We start from the raw sequence: 17164 nt of genomic DNA, 5'->3' as shown, positions 1-17164 counted from the left end.
TTTGAGAAAGGATATATTTAATGAGTGATTATTTAGTAAAGGCAATTGATAAAACTAAAAATTTACGTTTACTTACTATCAGTGCAAAAGATGTTGTAAGTGAAGCTCAAAAACGTCATGATACTTGGAGTGCTTCTTCTGCTGTGTTAGGTAGAACCATGTTGGGAAGTTTACTTTTAAGTGGAGCTTTACTAAAAAATGATAGTGAACTAACTGTACGCCTTTTAGGAAATGGACCAGTTGGTGCTACAATTGTTACCACTACTTCCGATTTAAAAGTTAAAGGTTATATTCAAAATCCTCATATAGCTTTACCACCAAAAGCAGATGGCCACATTAATGTTGGCAAGGCAGTAGGACAAGGTTGGTTACAAGTGACTAAAGATATGGGCTTAAAAGAACCATATACAGGCCAAGTGCCAATTGTATCGGGAGAAATTGCTGAAGATTTTACTTACTATTTGGCAAAGTCTGAACAAATTCCTTCCGCAGTTGGTCTTTCTGTATTTGTAAATCCTAATAACACAATCGGAGCTGCAGGCGGTTTTATGTTACAAGCATTACCAGGTGCAAGTGATGAGTTATTAAGTAAGGTTGAAAAGAAGATCAAGGAATTACCACATCTTTCTACATTAATGCTTGATGGTGTAACACCTGAAGAGTTAGCAAAAAAGATTTTAGGCGAAGATTGTAAAATTTTAGATAAAGAACCTGTAGCCTTTGAATGTGATTGTTCCAAAGAAAAATATGCAGAAATATTGGCTACTTTAAAGCCTAAGCAACTTAAAGAAATGATCGAAGAAGATCACGGAGCAGAGTTAACCTGTCAATTTTGTGAAGACAAATATCACTATAGTGAAGATGAATTAAAGGAAATCTTGAAAAAGCAAAAAGAAGACTAGTTTTGACTCACTAGCAATGAATTAAGGATTATGTTAGGATATTGGTTATTATTAGTAAGTGAATTTTATAAGGAAGGTGAATTATGGATCAAAGTTGGAAAATTCGCGATATAGAAATTCCTAATCGAGTTGTAGTGGCACCAATGGCGGGAATTTCAAATGCAGCGTTTAGGGTTGTAAGTAAAGAATTTGGTGCAGGGCTAGTTGTTTGTGAAATGATTTCAGATCGTGGAATTCTTCATGGTAACAAAAAAACTTTAAGTATGCTTCAAGTTGATCCGCGAGAACATCCGATGAGTATTCAGATTTTTGGTGGTAGTGAAGAAACTTTGGTTCAAGCAGCTCACTATGTTGATACTCATACTGCAGCAGATATTATTAATATTAATATGGGTTGCCCAGTGCCAAAAGTAACAAAAACTGATGCTGGTGCGCGTTGGTTGCTTGATCCTAATAAAATTTATCAAATGGTGCGAGCAGTTGTGCGTAATGTAGATAAACCAGTAACAGTTAAAATGCGTACTGGTTGGGATAGTAAGCATGTTTTTGCAGTAGAAAATGCACTAGCTGCACAAGAAGCAGGAGCTAGTGCGGTTGCCATGCATGGTAGAACGCGCAAGCAAATGTATATGGGTGAAGCTGACTGGGGAATTTTAAAGGAAGTCGCAGACCATTTAACAATTCCATTTGTTGGTAATGGGGATATAACGAGCCCAGAAAAAGCTAAACAAATGATTGATGAAGTAGGAGCTACTGCTGTAATGGTAGGTCGAGCTGCTTTAGGTAATCCTTGGATTTTGAAAGATATTGAGCATTATCTTGAAACAGGAGAAAAATTACCCCCGCAAACTGTGGCAGAAAAAGTTGAAACTGCTAAAAATCAACTCAATGGTTTGGTAGAATTAAAAGGTGAAAAAATTGCCGTACCAGAATTTCGCCGCCAAGCAGCTTATTATTTAAAAGGAGTTCCCCGTTCGGCTCGTACACGTGCTAAAATAAATGATGTATGGACTAAAAAAGAGGTTTTTGATTTACTAGATAACTTTGTAGAAAAGTATGAAGCAAGTCAGAAGCAAAAATAAAGTTAAAGGAGTTTTAACAGTGGCAAAAAATGAGATGAATGACCAACTTATCGTTCGTCGCGAGAAGATGGAAGAAATGCGCGAAAATGGAATTGAACCTTTTGGCGTAAGAAAATTTGATCGTCAAGATTTAGCAAAGACTTTAAATGAAAAGTACTCTGCTGAAGATAAAGATGAATTAAATGCAGATATGCCTAAGACCAAAGTTGCAGGTCGTATGCTTGCAAAACGTGGTAAAGGTAAAGTGGGATTTGCGGATATTTACGATCGAACTGGTAAGATTCAAATTTACGTGCGTAAAGATATTGTAGGAGAAGAAAACTACAAGATCTTTAAGAAATCTGATATTGGTGATTTTCTTGGTATCGATGGTGAAGTAATGAAAACCGATACTGGAGAATTAACTATTCGTGCTACTCACGTTACTTTCTTATCTAAGGCTCTTCGTCCATTACCTAATAAATGGGATGGATTAAAAGATGTTGAACAAATTTATCGTCAACGTTACTTAGATCTTATTACTAATCATGAAAGTTACGAACGTTTTGTTAACCGTACTAAGATTATCAAGGCTATCCGTAATTACTTAGATAGTCGCGATTTCTTAGAAGTTGAAACTCCAGTTCTTCATAACATCCCTGGTGGTGCAGAAGCTCGTCCGTTTATCACTCACCACAATGCTTTAGATATTAGTCTCTATATGAGAATTGCCCTAGAACTTCCTTTGAAGCGTTTAATTGTTGGGGGGATGGAAAGAGTTTATGAAATTGGTCGAGTATTCAGAAATGAAGGTGTTGATACTCGTCACAATCCAGAATTTACTGAGCTTGAAACTTATGCAGCATACTGGGACTTCCATGATGTAATGGATGAAGCAGAAGGAATTATTAAAGCAGCTGCTAGTGTGGTTACTGATGATGGCAAGATTACCTACCAAGGAACTGAACTTGATTTAGGCAAGCCATTCCGTCGTGTTCACATGGTTGACTTAATTAAGGAACAAACTGGTGTTGATTTCTGGCAACCAATGACTTTAGATGAAGCTAAAAAAGTTGCAGAAGAACATGGTATTCATGTTGAACCTTTCTGGAAAGTTGGTCATATTATCAATGCCTTCTTTGAAGAGTTTGGTGAAAAGACTATTGTTAACCCAACTTTTGTTTATGGTCACCCAGTAGAAGTGTCACCACTTGCTAAGAAGAATGCTGATGATCCAAGATTTACTGATCGTTTTGAAATCTTTATTATGGGTACCGAATATGGTAATGCTTTCTCAGAATTAAATGATCCAGTGGATCAACGTCACCGTTTTGAAGATCAAATGGCAGAACGTGAAGCTGGTAATGATGAAGCTGATATGATTGATGAAGATTACATCCGTGCCATGGAATTTGGTATGCCTCCTACTGGTGGTTTGGGAATCGGTATTGATCGTTTAACTATGCTTTTAACTGATGCACCTGCTATTCGTGATGTTTTGTTATTCCCAACAATGCGTCCTGAAAAAGTTGAAGACGTTGACGCAGAAGTGCAAGCAGATTTGAAAGAAAGAGCTAAAAAAGGCGATAAATAAGCTTTTAGACTATTTTGATTTAAAAGTAAAAAACTCTCTTCCTGTGTTATTAGGTACAGGGGGTGTTATATAAAAATTTTGATAGTAAAAGATAGATCATCCAGTTTTGGGAGGAATGAACTATGAGTAAGAATAAATTGCGGGCCATAGCTGCTTCTGATTTAATTGCTATTTTAATAGTCATTTTTTGGAGACCAAATACTTATTTTTTAAAGGCAGTAGATGCTGCAATAGTATTAATATTCATCTGCCTCTCTGTTTGGTTAATAGTTCAAATTATCAAAAATAGAAAAATACAAAAGTAAGCTCTAATATTCTAGAGTTTGATTAGGTAAATTGGATGGTTTTAACAAATAAAATAAAAGAGTCTGGGGAAAAACTAAATCCCTAGACTAAAAATTAAGAGTAAGAATTCTATTTTTAGAAATCTTGCTCTTTTTGTGCCTTCTTTTTGTTAAAACAGTTTCCTTTAGAACCTTTCTGTTCCAAAGTCATAACAGTAGAAATAGCTACTTTCTTCTCTTTTAGATATTCCTTAATTTGTAGTCGTAGCTGAATTAAGCGAATAATGTTGCTGGCTTCTGACATTGCCGAACGTGGTGCGTTAAATATTGGAGGGGGTAAGTTATAGTAATTTTATTTCTCCCATACGTCATAGGAAGCCCTATTATCTGAACGAAGCACTGTTTTATATAATTCTTTTGGCATAAGTTCATGCCAAGCAAGATAGAGTTTCTTTTTAAAGGCTTGTAAGTTGCTAGTAATCAACTTATTAATTTGCGGTATTAGATTTTCAGTAAGAAAACTGTTGCTATTTTTTACTTGGCTGATAATGTCGGCATGGTTTTCTCTCTTTTAAATTATTTCTATCTGTGCTTATAATTTACAGCCAAGCTTATTTTTATGAGAGAAAACTTGAAATCCACATTTTTGGTGGACTATAATTATTTTTCTCATAGTTGAGAAAAATAAAAATCACCAATTATCCTTACTTTACACTTGGATAATTAGTGATTTTTAGTTGTTTAGTGCATTTTAATATTGGAACGTATCGATTAACTCTTTCGCCTCATTATTTGTCTACTTACCTTATATAGTTAATTTTTATATTACTCATCTGGTTCGCTGTAATCCTCATAAATTGGAGTTGTAATCCTCATAAACTGGAGTATAGGAAGCAATACAACTAACTGGAATAAAGGTCCAAAAACCACTTTTATCACCACAGACTATAGAGTAACCAGTCTGTTCATCTATAATAGTAATTTCAGGATCATCAATTGTAATTGTATCACCAGCCTTATAATCTTCTGCCAAACTAGTAGGGATTGAAGCTATCTTAGTATTAAAAGTTACCTTAGCGGCATTATATTTGCTTTTGTCATAAACGTATTTCTTTACTAAATCCTTATACTCTGAAGACTTTCTATAGGGGACGAACTTAAAGTCAGCTGCTGGAATTGTAAAAATTCCAGCTTCACCATTTTGACCATAATAAAATCCAATATAATATTTACCGTCTTTTCCCTTAAATACTTTTATATCATATTGATTTTCATCAAGCTCATCCAAAGAATGCCAATTTTGAAGAACGGCATCCCCTTTTTTAATTTCCATAGTATCCACATTAATACCATCGGTACTACTTTCTTCGGTATCTCGAATAGCTATTAAATCGCCGTCTTTAATATTATCAATCCAACTTTGATATTTATTTAACAAGTTATCAGATGCTTTATCATTATTCTCACTGGTGTTGGTATTAGAGCCAGAATTAGTATCAGTTTTATCGCTGGTGTTAGTGTTAGAACCAGAGTTGGTATTAGTCTTATCACTGGTGTTGGTATTAGAGCCAGTTATGGTACTGGTCTTATCATTAGTGTTAGAAGCAGTATTAGTATTAACCTTAACACTGGTGTTGGTATTAGAGCCAGAATTAGTATCAACTTTATCACTGATATTAACTTTATCGCTGATATTAGTAGTAGGATCAGTTTGCTTCTTAAAGTTAGTAATAATTACATACTCACCTGGTGCAATTCTGTACATTGCCTTTGCAACACCGTTTTTCTTAATAATGAAGGAACCACCATAAATAGTTATAGTCTTACCCTTCTTAAGGACCTTAGAACCAGCTTTTCTCATACCCTTTGAAGTATAAATGTAAGCATTGCGAGCTAAAGTACGCTTCGTACCATCAATATTTTCGGCCTTAATGTATTCATTTTTACCTGAAATTTTGTAAAATTTAGAGCCATTAATAGTAACTTTCTTACTTACTTTGACAAATTGGTATGATTTTATCATTTTCTTTTTGCCATTAGTTTTCTTAACAATAGTTTTACCATCTTTTTTGTAGTAATAAGCATTGTGCATTACCTTCTTTTTAGCAGTTGCAGCTTCAACTACTGGTGTTGAATTCTCGGCTTCAACTAATGCAGCACCTGCTGAAAATAAAGTTAAAGCAGTAGCACTGGTAAAAACAAACTTTTTAAGATTCATATTATACCCCTTCAAATAAACATATCCGTAATTAATTTTTACATACAGAAGCTATTATAAAGATACTTTTATCAAAAAGCTTAAAATCTTCTATATCGAAATTTTTAATGGCCTATCTATTTTTGCTGTTTCAGAACGTCTCAGTATTAATTATTTTACTTTGATATTGATATATGGAATGCAAATGCAAACAAGAAAGCAAGAATAATGAAAGTACAAAAGTTTTTAGGAGATTATGATTGTATTGCTAAAACCAAGATCAAGGTCAAGGTCTTAAAGGGTAAAGGAATATTAGCCGACAATAATATTTTGGTATCAACCTATGATAGAGTTTTTAAATTACTCTGGCTGGGAGATAATGTATAGAAAATCCGTTAGAACAAACGCGTTCTAACGGATTTTCTATTTTAAGCACCTAGTTTCTTGATCCTATCTAATGCATTTCTTTAAAATATTTCTTGCAACTGAATTTATTTCTGCTATAATATTAATGTAATGCGGAAGTAGTTCAGTGGTAGAACATCACCTTGCCATGGTGGGGGTCGCGGGTTCGAATCCCGTCTTCCGCTCTATAGTAAAGACTTACCTTCGAAGGTGAGTCTTTTTTTGTACCGGGATATGGCTTAGCTTGGTAGAGCGCTGCGTTCGGGACGCAGAGGTCGCAGGTTCAAATCCTGTTATCCCGATAAGACTATCTCACAGTTAGGGATAGTTTTTTTTATTACTTGAGAATTGGTATAATTATTTTGAATAAAAAATTTTACTTTTACTATAGATAAAGAGTAAAATATTTACCTAAGATAAATGTACTTATAAAAAATTAGTAAGGCGGTGCAAAATGGAAAATTCTTACAGTAAAAATGCAAAAGAAGTTTTAGATATTGCACGAGAACAGGCACAAAGTTTTCACCATCGAGTAATTGGAACTGAACATGTATTATTAGCCCTTGTAATGCAAGCAGATGGTAATGCAGGGAAATTACTGCGAGCAAGTGGGATAACTCCGATGGCAGTTAGGGAAGAAATTGAACGTTACACTGGCTACGGTTCAAGCCCCAAAGTAACTTATATGGAAATGTCTCCACGATTAAATTTAGTTTTAAAATACGCCCAAGAAAAAGCCAGCAAAGTAGGTTCAAGAGAAATTGGGACTGAACATATTTTATTGGGACTATTAGCAAGTAATCAAATTTTAGCGAGCTTAATTTTAAAAAATCTAGGAATGGATACGGCCTTTTTAGCAGACCAAATTAAAGATGATATTGGTGAAGAGCCAGATTTTCAACCACAAATGTTTGGCCCAGGAGTTCCTAATGAAACTCAAAAAAATGGAAAATCAAAAACACCAAATTTGGATAATGTAAGTATTAATTTAAATAAACGTGCTCGAGAGGGAGGAATTGACCCTGTAATTGGACGTGATAAAGAAATTGATCGTGTTATTCAGATTTTATCGCGGCGGACAAAAAACAACCCAGTGTTAGTAGGTGAACCTGGTGTTGGTAAAACAGCTGTAGCTCAAGGAATTGCTAGTGCAATTGTTAATCACCAGGTGCCTCGAGATTTAGCTAATAAGCGTGTAATGGCTTTAGAAATTGGAAGTCTGATTGCTGGAACTAAATATCGTGGTGAATTTGAGAATCGCATGAAGAAGATTCTAGAAGAAATTCAACAGGATGGAAATGTCATTTTATTTGTTGATGAAATGCATACTTTAATTGGTGCTGGTGGAGCTGAAGGTGCAATTGATGCATCTAATATCTTAAAGCCCTCTTTAGCGCGTGGTGATATTCAAATGATTGGAGCCACTACGTTTGATGAATATCAAAAATATGTTGAAAAAGATTCTGCCTTAGCAAGAAGATTTCAGCAAGTTAAAGTAGGTGAGCCTTCTGAAGAAGATACAATCAATATTTTAGAAGGTTTGAAGCAAAAGTATGAACGTTATCACCATGTAAAAATTAGTGATCAGGCAATTGAGGATGCGGTGAGTTTATCGACACGTTATATTCCTAATAGATTTTTACCTGATAAAGCGATTGACTTAATAGATGAAGCAAGTGCAGCAATTAAGATCAAGGAAAAAGGAAAGCTTAATCCAAAAGTTTCAGAAATTGAAAAGGCACTAAAAGAAACAATTGCTAAAAAAGAAGAAGCAGTTGAAAGCCAAGATTTTTCTACAGCAGCTGAATTGAGAAATCATGAAAGTAAATTAAGGGCTATGCAAGAGTCACTTTTAGCATCTGAAAAAGATGATAAATTACCAGTAGTTGAGCCAGAAGAAATTGCAAAAGTTGTTTCTGAATGGACTGGTGTTCCAGTTACTAGAATGAGATCTAATGAAACTAAACGTTTGGCTGAATTAGAGAATATTTTACATAAAAGAGTTATTGGCCAAAATCGTGCAATTGAAGCAGTTAGCCGTGCAATTCGCCGTAGTAGAAGTGGAATTAAAGATGAGAAGCGTCCAATTGGTTCTTTCTTATTCTTAGGGCCAACTGGTGTTGGTAAAACTGAATTGGCTAAGGCCTTAGCAGATTCTGTATTTGGCTCAGAAGATAATATTATTCGAGTAGATATGTCTGAATATATGGATCAAGTTGCAAGTAGCAAGTTGATTGGATCAGCTCCTGGTTATGTGGGATATGAAGAAGGTGGCCAACTATCTGAAAAAGTGAGACGAAATCCATATTCTGTTGTTTTACTTGATGAGGTTGAAAAAGCAAATCCAGAAGTATTTAACCTACTTTTACAAGTATTGGATGAAGGATTTTTGACAGATTCAAAAGGTAGAAAAGTTGATTTTAGAAATACAATTATTATCATGACTTCTAATTTGGGATCTCGCTCACTTCAAGAAGATAAAGTAGTAGGTTTCTCAACTTCAAATGAAGATTTGGCTAAGATTCAAGCTGAAAAGGTAAAAGGTGCTACTAAGCAATTCTTTAGGCCAGAGTTTTTAAACCGAATTGATGAAACAGTGGTCTTTGAAAGTTTAACTAAGCCACAATTGAGAGAAATTGTCTCTTTGATGACTAAACGATTGGAAAAACGTTTAGCTGCACAAGAAATCACTTTAAAGATTTCACCAGCTGCTCTTGATCTTTTGGCAAAAAATGGTTTTGATCCTGAAATGGGTGCTCGTCCATTACGTCGTACTATTCAAAGAGAATTGGAAGATGTAATTGCAGAGCAAATTATTAAAGGCGAACTGAAAGCTGATCAGACAATTAAAGTTGGTAGTAATCGAGGTAAGTTAAAGTTTTCAATTGAAGATAAAGCCTTAAGTAAAAGTCTTTGACAAAAATTAAAAATTAATATACAATTTAGTCTGATAAAAAGGCTGAAATTCAGAATTTTACCGATCTATTGTCCGGTAAAATAATAAAACAAAAACGACTTCTGCGTTGTTTTTGTTTTTTTATACTTAAATTTCTCTTTTTTGCAAAATGTAACATAAATGTAATATTTATTTCTAGATGGATTTGGAAAGGATGTTTGCTTTGTTAGGACACGCTGTGAACTATGGTCAACATCGTACACGTCGCAGTTTCTCACGTATCAAAGAAGTTTTGAAATTGCCTAACTTGACCGATGTACAAACTCAATCTTACAAGTGGTTTCTTGATGAAGGAATTAGCGAAATGTTTGCGGACATTATGCCAATTTCAGATTTTTCAGGAAAGCTTTCTCTTGAATTTGTAGACTACAAACTTTTAAAACCTAAATATACTCTTGAAGAAGCACGTGATCATGATGCTAATTACTCTGCACCACTTCATGTAACTTTAAAATTGACTAACCATGAAACTGGTGAAATTAAAACCCAAGATGTTTTCTTTGGAGAATTTCCATTAATGACTGATTCAGGTACTTTTGTTATTAATGGTGCTGAAAGAGTTATCGTTTCACAGTTAGTTAGATCACCAGGTGTTTACTACAATTCTGATTTCGACAAAAATGGTCGAGAAATTTTTGGAGCAACTGTTATTCCTAACCGTGGTGCATGGTTAGAGTACGAAACAGACTCAAAAGATTTAGCTTATGTACGTATTGACCGTACCAGAAAGCTTCCTCTTACAGTTTTAATTCGTGCATTAGGTTTTGGCTCTAACGATGAAATTTTAGATATTTTTGGTGATAATGATTCTCTTCGTTTCACTCTAGAAAAAGATATTCACAAGAATCCAGCTGATTCTCGTGTTGCTGAAGCATTAAAGGATATCTATGAAAGATTACGTCCTGGTGAACCAAAGACAACTGACTCTTCACGTTCACTTCTCTTTGCACGTTTCTTTGATCCTAAGAGATATGATTTAGCTGCTGTTGGTCGTTACAAGATTAACAAAAAACTTTCATTAAAGAATCGTCTTTTAAGACAAACTTTAGCTGAAACTTTAGCTGATCCAGATACTGGTGAAATCATTGCTAAAAAGGGTGATGTAATTACTCATGAAGTAATGGAAAAACTTACTCCTTACCTTGATCGAGACGATTTCAAGATGGTGACTTATCAACCATCTGAAGAAGGGGTACTTACTGATCCAGTAACTGTTCAAGAAATTAAGGTTTATTCAAAAGTTGACCCTGATAGAGTAGTTAAATTGATCTCAAATGGTCATATTCCAGATGATGTCAAGAGTTTAACTACAGCTGACATTTTAAGTTCAATCAACTATTTCTTTGCTCTTCAAGATGAAATTGGAGTAACAGATGATATTGACCACTTAGGTAATCGTCGTATTCGTCGTGTAGGTGAATTACTTCAAAATCAATTTAGAATTGGTTTAGCTAGAATGGAACGTGTAGTACGTGAAAGAATGTCTATTCAAGATATTTCCACTGTTACTCCACAACAATTAATTAACATTCGTCCAGTAGTTGCGTCAGTAAAAGAATTCTTTGGTTCTTCACAACTTTCTCAATTTATGGATCAAACTAATCCATTAGGTGAGTTAACTCACAAGCGTCGTATGTCAGCTTTAGGACCTGGTGGTTTGTCACGTGATCGTGCGGGTTATGAAGTTCGTGATGTGCACTACACGCACTATGGTCGTCTTTGTCCTATTGAAACACCTGAAGGTCCTAACATTGGTTTGATTAACTCATTGGCAACTTATGCTATTGTTAATAAATATGGTTTTGTGGAAACTCCTTACCGTCGTGTTTCATGGGATACTCATAAAGTAACTGATAAGATCGATTATTTAACTGCTGATGTTGAAGATAACTACATTATTGCCAGTGCAAACTCTCCTTTAAATCCAGATGGTTCATTTAAAGAAAAAGTTGTTTTGGCTCGTCACAAAGAAGATAACATCGAAGTTTCACCAGACAAGATTGATTACATGGATGTTATTCCTAAGCAAGTAGTTTCTGTAACTTCTGCATGTATTCCTTTCCTTGAAAACGATGACTCAAACCGTGCTTTGATGGGTGCTAACCACCAACGTCAAGCTGTACCTTTGATTAATCCACATGCACCACTTGTAGGTACTGGTATGGAATACCGTGCAGCCCACGATTCAGGGGATGCTGTTTTAGCTACTGCACCTGGTGTAGTTGAATATGTAGATGCAAATGAAATTAGAATTAGACGTGATGATCAAACTTTAGATAAGTATGTTCTTGAAAAATATCGTCGTTCTAATGCAAGTAAGAACTACAACCAAACACCAAATGTTTACAAGGGTAAAGAAGTAGTTGCTGGCGAAGTTATCGCTGATGGTCCTTCAATGGAAAAAGGAGAACTAGCTTTAGGTCAAAACCCAGTTATTGCCTTCACTACTTGGAACATGTACAACTATGAAGATGCGGTTATGATTTCTGAAAAATTAGTCAAAGATGATGTCTACACTTCAATTCACATTGAAGACTATGAATCAGAAGCTCGTGATACTAAGCTCGGACCAGAAGAAATCACTCGTGAAATTCCAAATGCTGGTGAAAGTGCACTTAAGGACTTAGATGAAAATGGTATTGTCCGTATTGGTGCAGAAGTAAAAGATGGAGATATTTTAGTAGGTAAAGTAACACCTAAAGGTGTAACTGAATTATCTGCTGAAGAAAGATTACTTCACGCAATCTTTGGTGAAAAGGCTCGTGAAGTTCGTGATACTTCTCTTCGTGTACCACATGGTGGCGGCGGAATTGTGCAAAATGTTCAAGTATTTACACGTGCCGCAGGCGATGAACTACCACCTGGTGTAAATGAAATGGTTCGTGTATACATTGTTCAAAAACGTAAGCTTCAGGTTGGGGATAAAGTTGCTGGACGTCATGGTAACAAAGGTACTATTGCTTTAGTTTGTCCTGAAGAAGATATGCCATATTTACCAGATGGTAGACCAGTTGATATTTGTTTGAACCCAATGGGTGTGCCATCACGTATGAACATCGGACAGGTTCTTGAGCTTCACCTTGGAATGGCTGCTAAACAATTGGGTATTCACATTGCTACACCAGTATTTGATGGGGCTTCTGAAAGTGACATGTGGGAAATGGTACGTCAAGCAGGACTTGGTAAAGATGGAAAGACTGTTTTATATGATGGTCGAACTGGTGAACCATTCCACAACAGAGTCTCTGTTGGTATCATGTACTACTTGAAGTTAGCTCACATGGTTGATGATAAGATTCACGCACGTTCAATTGGGCCATACTCCTTAGTTACTCAACAACCACTTGGTGGTAAGGCACAATTTGGTGGACAGCGTTTTGGTGAAATGGAAGTTTGGGCACTTGAAGCATATGGTGCTGCTTACACTTTACAAGAAATCTTAACTTACAAGTCTGATGACGTTGTAGGACGTGTTAAAGCTTATGAAGCAATTGTTAAAGGTGAAAGAATTCCTAAACCTGGTGTACCAGAATCATTCAGAGTTTTAGTTAAAGAATTACAATCTCTTGGATTAGATATTGAAGTTTTGGATATGAACCACAAGGAAATTGAATTACGTGATATGGACACAGAGTCTGATGAACATATCAGTATTGATAAACTTTCTGAAATGGCCCAAAAACAAGAGAAGAAAAATTTAGCTGAACAAGCAGCTAAAAAAGAAGAAAAAGAAGCAGATACTTCTAAAATAGCTAATGATGATGCTTCTAGTGCATCCGATGATAAGGTTTCTAAGTAATATAGGAGGTTAAACTTTTGATCGACGTAAATAAGTTTGAAAGTATGCAAATTGGTTTGGCTTCACCAAATAAGATCAGAAGTTGGTCTTACGGAGAAGTTAAAAAACCTGAAACTATCAACTACCGTACTTTGAAACCAGAAAAAGATGGTCTATTCGATGAAAGAATCTTTGGACCAACTAAAGACTGGTCTTGTGCTTGTGGAAAGTACAAGGGTGTACGTTACCGTGGAATTGTATGTGATCGTTGTGGAGTTGAAGTAACTTCTTCTAAAGTTAGAAGAGAAAGAATGGGTCATATTGAATTGGCCGCTCCTGTATCTCATATTTGGTACTTCAAGGGTATTCCATCAAGAATGGGATTAGTTTTAGATATGTCTCCAAGATCATTGGAAGAAGTAATTTATTTTGCAGCTTATATTGTAATTGATCCTGGTGATACTGATTTAGAATACAAGCAACTTTTAACTGATGCTGAATACCGTGAAAAGAAAGCAAAATATGGTAAACGATTTACAGCTAAAATGGGTGCTGAAGCCATTCAAGAATTACTTGAACAAGTTGATATTGAAAAAGAAGTTAAAGATCTAAAAGAAGAATTAAAAACTGCACAAGGTCAAAAGAGAACTCGTGCAATTAGACGTTTGGATATTTTAGATGCCTTTAGACTATCAGGAAATAAACCATCTTGGATGATTTTAGATTGTCTTCCAGTTATTCCACCAGATCTTCGTCCAATGGTTCAATTAGATGGTGGACGCTTTGCGGTTTCTGATTTAAATGATCTTTACAGACGTGTCATTAACAGAAATAATCGTTTAAAGAGATTGTTAGACTTGAATGCCCCTCACATTATCGTTCAAAATGAAAAGAGAATGCTTCAAGAAGCAGTTGATGCTTTAATTGACAACGGTCGTCGTGGTCGTCCTGTTGTTGGACCAGGTAACCGTCCATTGAAGTCTCTTTCTCACATGTTGAAGGGTAAACAAGGACGTTTCCGTCAGAACTTACTTGGTAAACGTGTTGATTACTCAGGTCGTTCTGTTATCGATGTTTCACCAACATTGAAACTTTACCAATGTGGTGTTCCTCGTCCAATGGCTCTTGAATTATTCAAGCCATTTGTAATGCATGAATTAGTAAAGCGTGGATTAGCATCAAACATTAAGAATGCTAAACGTAAAATTGATCGTGAAGATGATGACATTTGGGATATTTTAGAAGATGTTATCAAGGAAAGACCAGTTCTTTTAAACCGTGCACCTACTCTTCACCGTTTAGGTATCCAAGCATTTGAACCAGTTTTAGTACCAGGTAAAGCAATTAGATTGCACCCATTGGTTTGTGAAGCATATAATGCCGACTTTGATGGAGATCAGATGGCGATTCACGTTCCATTGTCAGATGAAGCAGTAGCTGAATCAAGATTATTAATGCTTGCTGCTCACCATATCTTAGCTCCTAAAGATGGGAAGCCAATTGTAACTCCATCACAGGATATCGTTCTTGGTAACTACTGGTTAACCCAAGTAGAACGTGGTCGTGAAGGTGAAGGAATGATTTTTAATTCCCCAGCTGAAGCAACCATGGCTTATGTAAATGGTGATATTCACTATCATACTCGTATTGGTTTAGCGGCTGATTCAATGCCTGAAAAGCCATGGCCAAAGGGTTATGAACACGGAATCTTCGTAACTACTTATGGGAAGCTTTTATTTAACCAAATTTTCCCTAAGGACTTCTTCTATGTAAATGATCCAACTCAAGAAAACTTGACTAATCCACTTGATGAAAGATACTTCTTGCAACCAGGTGAAGATATTCATGAAAAATTGAACAACATGAAATTAGGTCAAGCCTTTAAGAAAGGATTTTTATCAGATTCAATCGCTCAAATTTATAAGGATTACAAGGTTCAAAGAACTTCTGATTACTTAGATGATTTGGAACAATTAGGATATACTATCTGTACTATTTCTGGTTTAACGATTGGGGTAGAAGATATTCCTACAATTACTGATAAAGACGACATTGTAGCAGAAGCTAGAAAGAAAGTTGCTGTTGTATCTAAGCAATATCGTCGAGGCTTGATTACTGATGAAGAAAGACATGATCGAGTAATTAATATTTGGAATAATTGTAAAGATATTGTTCAACAAGAAATTGCTCAAATTCATGCTCCACGTAATCCAATCACTGTCATGGCTGATTCTGGAGCTCGTGGTAACATTTCTAACTTTACTCAGTTAGCAGGTATGCGTGGTTTGATGGCCGCACCTAACGGAGGAATGATGGAGATTCCTGTTACTTCAAACTTCCGTGAAGGTTTATCTGTGTTGGAAATGTTCATGTCCACTCACGGTGCTCGTAAAGGTATGACTGATACTGCGTTGAAGACTGCTAACTCAGGTTACTTAACTCGTCGTTTGGTTGATGTTGCACAAGATGTAATTGTTCGTGAAGAAGATTGTGGTACTGATCGTGGAATTACTGTTCGCGCAATCAGAGAAGGCGATGAAATGATTGAACCATTATTTGATCGTTTGGTTGGTCGTTACACGGCTAAAAGTGTCACTAATCCAGAAACTAAAGAAGTAATTTGCAAGGCAAATGAAATGATGGACGAAGATATGGCACAAAAGATTGTCGATGCTGGAGTAACAGAAGTAACTATCCGTTCAGTCTTTACTTGCAACACTCAACATGGGGTATGTAAAAAGTGCTACGGTATGAACTTGGCTACTGGTGAAGCAGTTGAAGTAGGTGAAGCAGTCGGAACAGTTGCTGCTCAATCTATTGGTGAACCAGGTACTCAATTAACTATGCGTAACTTCCACAATGGTGGGGTTGCAGGTGGTGCCGACATTACCCAAGGTCTTCCTCGTGTGCAAGAATTGTTTGAAGCACGTAATCCTAAGGGTCGTGCAACAATTTCCGAAGTAACTGGTGAAGTGGTTTCAATTGAAGAAGATCCTGCAGAACATACTCGTCAAGTTACTGTTAAAGGTGAAACTGATACTAGAACTTACGATGTACCTTATACTGCTTCAATCGCAGTTAGCGAAGGAGATCATGTTGAACGTGGAGAAAAATTAACTTTAGGATCAATTGATCCAAAGGAATTAATCCGTGTATGTGATTCTTTAACTACTGAAAAATACATTCTTAGCGAAATTCAAAAAGCCTACAGAATGCAAGGGGTAGAAGTTGCTGATAAACACGTTGAAGTAATGGCACGTCAAATGCTTCAAAAAGTTCGCATTCTTGATCCAGGTGAGACAGATATTTTACCAGGTGAATTAATGGATATTGGTGAATTTAAGGAAAGAAATAGGGAAGTAATTATTTCTGGTGGTATTCCTGCTACAGCACAAAGTGTAATTCTCGGTATTACTAAAGCTGCTTTGGAAACTAATAGTTTCTTATCAGCTGCTTCATTCCAAGAAACTACTCGTGTGCTTACTGATGCATCAATTCGTGGTAAAAATGATCCACTTCTTGGTCTTAAAGAAAACGTTATTATTGGTAAAATTATTCCAGCTGGTACTGGAATGCCAGTATATCGTGAAATGGAACCAAAAGTTGATGTTCCAAAAGAGGTGGAAAGTAAAGTTTACTCAATTTCAGATCTAGAAAAGAAAATGGCTGCAGAAGATAAAGTGAAATCTCCAGAAGCTACAACTGAAAATAAATAATAAGATAGAGCCTAAAAACTCTTAGATTAGAAAACCGTCAATATTCTTGGTTTTATAAAACCTTGATATATTGGCGGTTTTTCGTTTCGGGATTGCTTAACAGCTTAAACTAAAAGACAAGTTAGATAGGACAAATAGATAAAGGGTAAAAAAGGAAGTGGTGAAGCAACTTTTTTAAAGAGGTACCAGATAATAAAAAGTAAACATGCGATTAAAATTAACCAGAGAGTACTTTCAATTCCGAGAACTAAGAAAAGAATAATAAAAATTA

General features: G+C 35.7%; 9 protein-coding genes and 2 tRNA genes. 10 read left to right on the top strand and 1 reads right to left on the bottom strand.

The annotated features are described in order from the left end of the window. Positions 1 to 20 precede the first annotated feature (20 nt). The 4 genes from hslO to FP435_RS06895 all read left to right on the top strand — a co-directional run bounded on the left by hslO (position 21) and on the right by FP435_RS06895 (position 3862). Complete coding sequence (hslO, locus tag FP435_RS06910; protein WP_265483527.1) at positions 21 to 902, top strand: Hsp33 family molecular chaperone HslO; 882 nt, start codon at positions 21 to 23, stop codon at positions 900 to 902. 80 nt (positions 903 to 982) lie between these two features. Then, complete coding sequence (gene dusB / locus FP435_RS06905) at positions 983 to 1984, top strand: tRNA dihydrouridine synthase DusB (protein WP_265484652.1); 1002 nt, start codon at positions 983 to 985, stop codon at positions 1982 to 1984. A gap of 19 nt (positions 1985 to 2003) precedes the next feature. Beyond that, complete coding sequence (gene lysS / locus FP435_RS06900) at positions 2004 to 3557, top strand: lysine--tRNA ligase (RefSeq protein ID WP_265483526.1); 1554 nt, start codon at positions 2004 to 2006, stop codon at positions 3555 to 3557. 122 nt (positions 3558 to 3679) lie between these two features. Beyond that, positions 3680 to 3862, top strand: a complete 183-nt coding sequence (locus tag FP435_RS06895) for a hypothetical protein (protein ID WP_265483525.1) — start codon at positions 3680 to 3682, stop codon at positions 3860 to 3862. An 829-nt stretch (positions 3863 to 4691) separates the two neighbouring features. On the opposite strand, the gene FP435_RS06890 is transcribed toward FP435_RS06895, so the two are convergent. Further along, positions 4692 to 6059: an SLAP domain-containing protein gene (locus tag FP435_RS06890; RefSeq protein ID WP_265483523.1), complete on the bottom strand. Its 1368-nt coding sequence runs from the start codon at positions 6057 to 6059 to the stop codon at positions 4692 to 4694. 207 nt (positions 6060 to 6266) lie between these two features. Between FP435_RS06890 and FP435_RS06885 the strand changes: the two genes are divergently transcribed. The 6 genes from FP435_RS06885 (at position 6267) to rpoC (ending at position 16893) form a co-directional block, all read left to right on the top strand. After that, positions 6267 to 6425 carry a hypothetical protein gene (locus FP435_RS06885; RefSeq protein ID WP_265483522.1) on the top strand — a complete coding sequence of 53 codons (159 nt, stop codon included), beginning with the start codon at positions 6267 to 6269 and terminating at the stop codon, positions 6423 to 6425. A 131-nt stretch (positions 6426 to 6556) separates the two neighbouring features. Beyond that, positions 6557 to 6628: transfer RNA gene (locus FP435_RS06880), tRNA-Gly, on the top strand. Positions 6629 to 6671: 43 nt separating this feature from the next. Continuing rightward, positions 6672 to 6745, top strand: a tRNA-Pro gene (locus tag FP435_RS06875). Between the two features lie 152 nt (positions 6746 to 6897). After that, positions 6898 to 9360, top strand: coding sequence for an ATP-dependent Clp protease ATP-binding subunit (locus tag FP435_RS06870; protein WP_265483521.1), 2463 nt, complete (start codon positions 6898 to 6900; stop codon positions 9358 to 9360). Between the two features lie 193 nt (positions 9361 to 9553). Next, entirely contained in the window at positions 9554 to 13198 is a 3645-nt protein-coding gene (locus FP435_RS06865) for a DNA-directed RNA polymerase subunit beta (protein WP_265483519.1), read from the top strand. Between the two features lie 17 nt (positions 13199 to 13215). After that, the gene (gene rpoC / locus FP435_RS06860; protein WP_265483517.1) at positions 13216 to 16893 is read left to right on the top strand and encodes a DNA-directed RNA polymerase subunit beta'; all 3678 of its coding nucleotides are present in this window, start codon (positions 13216 to 13218) and stop codon (positions 16891 to 16893) included. Positions 16894 to 17164 lie beyond the last annotated feature (271 nt).

It is taken from the genome of Lactobacillus sp. PV037, assembly GCF_014522345.1.
In the GTDB taxonomy this organism is placed as follows: domain Bacteria; phylum Bacillota; class Bacilli; order Lactobacillales; family Lactobacillaceae; genus Lactobacillus.
Note: the sequence above shows the minus strand (reverse complement) of the source record. Positions and strands in the feature narration are given on the sequence as shown.